At 70.8% G+C, this 5,738-nt stretch carries 3 protein-coding genes, 1 tRNA gene and 1 pseudogene; 4 read left to right on the top strand and 1 reads right to left on the bottom strand.

Annotated elements, in window-relative coordinates:
- Nucleotides 1–137: 137 nt before the first annotated feature.
- The 3 genes and pseudogenes from G3N92_RS29850 (at nt 138) to G3N92_RS29845 (ending at nt 4,781) form a co-directional block, all read left to right on the top strand.
- A complete protein-coding gene (locus tag G3N92_RS29850) occupies nt 138–2,927 on the top strand; it encodes a toprim domain-containing protein (RefSeq protein ID WP_206131161.1) in 2,790 nt (929 codons plus the stop codon).
- Nucleotides 2,928–3,423: 496 nt separating this feature from the next.
- Nucleotides 3,424–3,615, top strand: a pseudogene (locus tag G3N92_RS35400) (helix-turn-helix domain-containing protein); the annotation flags it as partial.
- Nucleotides 3,616–3,692: 77 nt separating this feature from the next.
- Nucleotides 3,693–4,781 (top strand): site-specific integrase, encoded by a 1,089-nt coding sequence (locus G3N92_RS29845; protein ID WP_206131160.1) that lies wholly within the window; start codon nt 3,693–3,695, stop codon nt 4,779–4,781.
- A gap of 102 nt (nt 4,782–4,883) precedes the next feature.
- Here the strand turns inward: G3N92_RS29845 and G3N92_RS29840 are convergent.
- Nucleotides 4,884–4,959 (bottom strand) — tRNA-Arg (locus G3N92_RS29840).
- Nucleotides 4,960–5,213: 254 nt separating this feature from the next.
- Between G3N92_RS29840 and G3N92_RS29835 the strand changes: the two genes are divergently transcribed.
- A partial coding sequence (locus G3N92_RS29835; protein ID WP_206131159.1) for a c-type cytochrome occupies nt 5,214–5,738 on the top strand: 525 nt, incomplete at its 3' end.

Below are 5,738 nucleotides of genomic sequence, written 5' to 3'. Positions count from 1 at the left end.
ACCCCGGCCGGCACGCCGGCGCAATTCCTCGCGGCGCTCACGGCCCGCCTCGCGCTCGGCTTCCCCGCCTCGGCCAACGCGCTGCGCGCGCTCGCCTTCGCTTCGGCCTCGCAACCCACGGAGCCCCGCCCCTGACCATGGCCTCGATAGAAGAACTGAAACAACGCATCGACCTGCACGAGCTGGCCGCGCGCCTGGGCCTGAAGCGCGGCCGCGGCGGCGAACGCGCGCTCTACCACTCGCCGCATCACGACGACCGCAGCCCGTCGCTGTCGATCTACGTGGATCACCCGAAACACGGCACCGGCTGGCGCGATCACAGCGCCGACGCCGGCGGCTCGTGCGTGGATCTCGTGATGCACGCGCGCGGCGGCAACCTGGCCGACGCGCTGCGCTACCTGCACGACAGCTACGGCCTGGCGGCCGAGCGCCCGGCGCCCGAGCGGCGCGCGAAATCGACCGTCGACTACATCGCCGACCGCTGCCTCGCCGAACGCGAACGCGCTCGCGACTACCTGGCCGGGCGCGGCATCGGCGCGGCGGCGATCGACGCCGCGTTCGCCGCGCGCACGCTCGGCTTCAACGGCTGGACCAGCGCGAAACTCGCCGCCGGCGAGACGGGCTTCGGCGGCCCGGCCGCGGCGTTCGTCGTGCGTGCGCCGGCCGACGGGCACGTCGTCGCGGTCGACATGCGCTATCTCGATCCGGCGCTGAACGGCGGCGTGAAGACCCAGACCCAGGGCGAGAAAACCGGCTACGGCTGGACCGCCGACGCGCGCCGCCTGGAGCGCGCGCGGCGCGTGTTCGTCGTCGAGAGCGCGATCAACGCGCTGTCGATCGACACCTGCGCGCTGCCCGGCACGGCCGCGCTCGCGCTGCGCGGGCTGGCGAACGTCGAGGCCATCGGTTTCGCCTGCCTGCGCGGCAAGCAGGTGCTGATCTGCCTCGACAACGACGCGCCGTTCGCCGAGGGCCATCCGCGCGCCGGCCACCGCCCCGGCCCCGAAGCCGCGTGGGCGCTCTACGAACGGCTCACGAGCCTGAACGTCGGCGCGATGCTGATCGACCAGAGCCACTGGTTCGCCGATCTCGCCGACGGCGAAGCCGCGCCGCAGCCGATCAACGACGTCAACGACTACCTGCGCCTGCGCGGCGCGGCCGACCTCGCGCGCGCGCTCGAGCAGCCCGAGCCCTGGCTGATCGCGGGCCTCGCCGGCGACGCGACGCGCCGCGGCCGGCCGCGCATCTTCCTGCCGTCGCACGATTTCGCGCAGTACTGGCGGTTTCGCGTGCGCGCCGATTTCACGAGCCACGTCAGCAAGATGGAGCGCAACGAGGACAGCGGCGCCGAGACGCCGGTGCTGGCCGACCTCTGCGGCTTCCGGATCGCCGGCATCAGCCGCGTGGCGGTGGCCAGCGCCACCGCCACCATGACCGGCGACGAGGATCAGGCGCCCACCGTCTACTTCGCCGTGTCGGTGCAGGCGCCGCGCCACGGCGCGCAACTGATCCGCCGCGTGATGCTCGACGATCAGCTGCACAACGTCGACCAGTGGAACAAGTTCGGCCCGATCTGGGCGCCGGCGCCGTTCAAGCGGATGGTCAACATCCTCGAGCGCGGCGCGGATCTCGGCGCGCGCCAGGCCGCGAACTTCGTGGGCCTGGCCTGGCGCGACGGCCGGCTGATCGTCAACGAAGGCCCCGATTGCTACTTCACCGAGGCCGACAAGCAGTGTCCGTATCACAACCTGACGTTTCCGAGCGGGCCGGTGGCCGACGCGCGCCGCGTGATCGCCGCCTATCAGCAGACCTTCCGGCAGAACGCCGCGACGCTCCCGCTGGTGTGGGCGCTCGGCGGCCACCTGAAGGCGCTGCTCGGCTTCTGGCCGCACCTGACCGTGCAGGCCAACAAGGGCGCCGGCAAATCGACGCTGATCAAACGGCTCGAGCGCACGCTCGCGTTCACGATGTTTTCGGGCCAATCGCTGCAGACCGAATTCCGCCTGCTCACGAGCATCAGCCACACCAGCCATCCGGTCGGCTGGGAAGAGCTTTCGGCGCGACGCCAGGACGTGATCGACAAGGCCGTCGGCCTGCTGCAGGAGAACTATCAGTACACCGTCACGCGGCGCGGCAGCGACATGACCGAGTACCTGCTCTGCGCACCGGTGATGCTGGCCGGCGAGGACGTGCCGGTGCGCAGCCTGCTCGGCAAGCTGGTGCGCACCACGCTGACCGGCAAGCGCGGCCCGCTGATGCCCGACACGCTGCCGCGCTTCCCGGTGCGCCAGTGGCTGGCGTTCCTGGCCGGGCTGAACCGGCACGCCGTGCTCGAGCACTACGCGGCGCTGCGCGACAAGGCGCTGGCCAACTGCCGCGCCAGCGGCGAGGACGACGGCGCGCGGCGCATGGCCGGCAACTACGCGGCCGTCGCGCTGGCCTGGCGCTACCTGTGCGAGTTCGCCGGCATGGATCCGGCCGAGGGCGATTTCGCGCGCGACCTGCTCACCGAGATGAACGGCCACGTGGCCGAGACCAGCGCCGATCGCGAACCGTGGGTCTGGATCATGGAAACCGTGCTGTCGGAGATCGACGGCGGCAACTATCAGCACCCGTTCACGTTCGACACCATCGACGGCGAGTTCTGCCTGCTGCTGCGCACCGGCCACGTGATGGATCACCTGGCCCACACCAGCGCGCTGCGCGAGAAGTGGAACGGGCTGCCGGTGAAATCGGATCGCATCTTCAAGGCGCAGTTGAAGCAGGCCGGCGTGGTGGTGGGCGAGAAGGAGGTCGAGCGCCGCATCTACACGCGCCGCGTGCCGTACCTCACGCCCGTCTCGCTCGAGCGGCTGGCCGGTTTCGGCCTGCACGTGTCGATCCGCGAGGATCTCGCCTCGGACGCGCTGGCCAGGAGCCCGGCATGAACGCGCGCCCGCTCCTGCCACCCGGCTCGCCGCGCCGCCCGCCCCCCGCGCGCCCTGCCGATCGTCACGGCCGGGCCACGGCGCCAGCCTGGAAGCGCGAGGCCCGGCCGCTCGACATCGCGCCGCCGGGGTGCCCGGGCAGCGCGCACGACGCGTGGCAAACCGGGGCCGTTTCGCCCAAGCCTTTGATTCGCAAGGCAACGGCTGCCGCGAATCCAGCCGCCCGCGCCATCGGTCACGCCGTTTTCGCCATCGGTCGGCCGAACGAAGCGTGGCGCGCCGTCTTGTCTCTCTCTCTTCAAATCATTGAAGGAAAAGGAAAAGAAGGGGGCGCGGAGGGCCAGCACGAAGCCGGGCCGAACGCCACGCGTCGCGACTGTTTCGCCATCGGTGACAGACACCGCCGATTTCCCACGCCATCAGTCGCCGCCCGCCGCCATGCCTGGCGCGTGGCGGGCGACGGCACCCGAAATCCTTTCGGAACAAGGACTTGCCGATGAATACCGCGAATTCCGCGAGTCCATGCGTTGCGCTGCCGCCGGCCGACCCGCTGGCCACGCTCGACCTGATCGGCGCGGCCGCGCTGCTCGGCGCGCACCCGGAAACGATCCGGCTCAAGGCCCGCGCCGGCGAACTGCCGGGGCGCAAGGTCGGCAAGCGCTGGATCTTCTCGGCCGCGGCGCTGCAACGCTATCTCGCCGGCGAATGGCTCCCGCGCGAACCGCACGGCGCGCCGCCGCCTCACCACCAGGACACCGCCTCGACATGTCGCTCTACAAACGAAAAACCAGCCCGAACTGGCAATACAAGCTCCACCCCCCAGGCGGCGGAACGCCGCTACAGGGAAGCACTGGCACCCGCGACAAGGAGCAGGCGCAGGAATTCCACGACCGGCTGAAGGTGCAGCTGTGGAATCAGGCGCGGCTCGGCGTGAAACCGCGCCATCGCTGGAACGATGCGGTGATCCGCTACGTGACCGAACGCGACGGCCTGCCCAGCCTGGAAACCTCGAAAACCCACCTGCGCTGGCTCGACCGGCATCTGTCGGGGCTGGCGCTGGACGAGATCGACCGCGATCGCATCGATGCGATCGCGCTGGCCAAGCGCCGCGAGCCGCTCACGGTGCGCACTCGCAGCGGCCCGGTGGCGATCGGGCGCGGCGCCAGCGCGGCCACCGTGCGGCGCGTGATCGGCGTGCTGAAGGCGGTGCTGAACGCGGCCGTCGAATGGGAATGGCTGGATCGCGCGCCGGTCACGCGGCGCACCCGGCTGCCCGAGAAGCGGATCCGCTGGCTCGCGCCGGCCCAGGCCGAGCGCCTGCTCGCCGAGCTGCCGCCGCATCTGGCGGAGATGGCGCGCTTCAGCCTGGAAACGGGCCTGCGCCGCGCCAACGTGACCGGCCTGCAGTGGTCGCAGGTCGATCTGGCGCGCCGGGTCGCCTGGATCCATCCCGATCAGGCGAAAGCGAAGAAGGCGATCACGGTGCCGCTGTCGGACACCGCGCTGGCGGTGCTGCTGCGCCAGCAGGCCGCGCCGCGCGCGCCGGGCTGCCGCGACAGCGTGTTCGTCTACCGCGGCCGGCCGGTGCACCAGACCTCGACGCTGGCCTGGCACAAGGCGCTCGAGCGCGCGGGCATCGCCGATTTCCGCTGGCACGACCTGCGCCACACCTGGGCCAGTTGGCATGTCCAGCGCGGCACGCCGCTGCAGGTGCTCAAGGAGCTCGGCGGCTGGGAAACGCTGGAGATGGTGCAGCGCTACGCGCATCTGTCGGCGGACCATCTGGCGCAATGGGCCGCGCCGCTGACGGCGGACGCCGGGCCGACATCGGGCAGCAAGGCGAGCGAGGATTGAATCGGTCGGGATGGCCGCACGAACGGAAACCGTGCGGCTGCAATTCAGCTGCACGAGGCGCGAACGACGAGGAGAGGAAACCGCTGAATGCCTGATCAGGCTTGGCGCGCCCGGCTGGGATCGAACCAGCAACCCCTGCCTTCGGAGGGCAGTACTCTATCCATTGAGCTACGGGCGCTTCGGGAAACCGCGTCACGACCCCGTAAAACCTGGGTGCAACGCCGGCAAGAGCGAGAGCATACCTTGTTTCCATGACAGCGTCCACCGCGCGCCGGCCGCCTCCCGCGCGGCCTCCGGCTTGCGGGTAAACGCCCGCCGCGCAGCCCCCTTCCGGGCGAAAAAGAGGCGTCTATAATCATTCGAGCTTCCGTCAACAGCCATTCTGCCGCAGCCGGACCCGACCTAATTCCTATTCACGGAGACGAGGCCAGCATGAGCGAAGCGCCCCATCACGAAGCGCCCATCAAGACGCCCGGGCAACTGATCGCCGTCATCGTCGCGTCGTTCGCGATTCCGATCGTGATCATCATCCTGTTCGCCACCTACGCCGATCACGCGTTCCGCGTGGGCGCCGGCACCGACGGCCTGTCGGACGCCGCCGTGGCCGCGCGCATCGCGCCGATCGCCCAAGTGGACGTCAAGGACGCCAACGCGCCGCGCACCTACAAGACCGGCGAAGCCATCTACACGGCCGTCTGCGCGGCCTGCCACGCAGCGGGCGCCGCCGGCGCGCCGAAGTTCGGCAACGCGGGCGACTGGGCGCCGCGCATCGCCCAGGGCTACGACACGCTGCTGCACGCGGCGCTGACCGGCAAGGGCGCGATGCCCGCGCGCGGCGGCACGAGCCCCGACGACGTCAGCGATTTCGAGATCGCGCGCGCGGTCGTCTACATGGCCGACAAGGGCGGCGCGACGTTCCCCGAACCGGCCGAGCCGGCGGCGAACGCGGCAACGAAA

This window comes from Burkholderia sp. Ac-20379 (genome assembly GCF_017104645.1).
Classification (GTDB): Bacteria; Pseudomonadota; Gammaproteobacteria; order Burkholderiales; family Burkholderiaceae; genus Burkholderia.
This window is presented reverse-complemented; position numbering and strand designations above follow the sequence as displayed.

What these genes read in the sequence shown, in the direction of transcription:
- G3N92_RS29850 (WP_206131161.1), top strand. Translation starts at nt 138, where the DNA reads ATGGCCTCGATAGAAGAACTGAAACAACGCATCGACCTGCACGAGCTG.
- G3N92_RS29845 (WP_206131160.1), top strand. Translation starts at nt 3,693, where the DNA reads ATGTCGCTCTACAAACGAAAAACCAGCCCGAACTGGCAATACAAGCTC.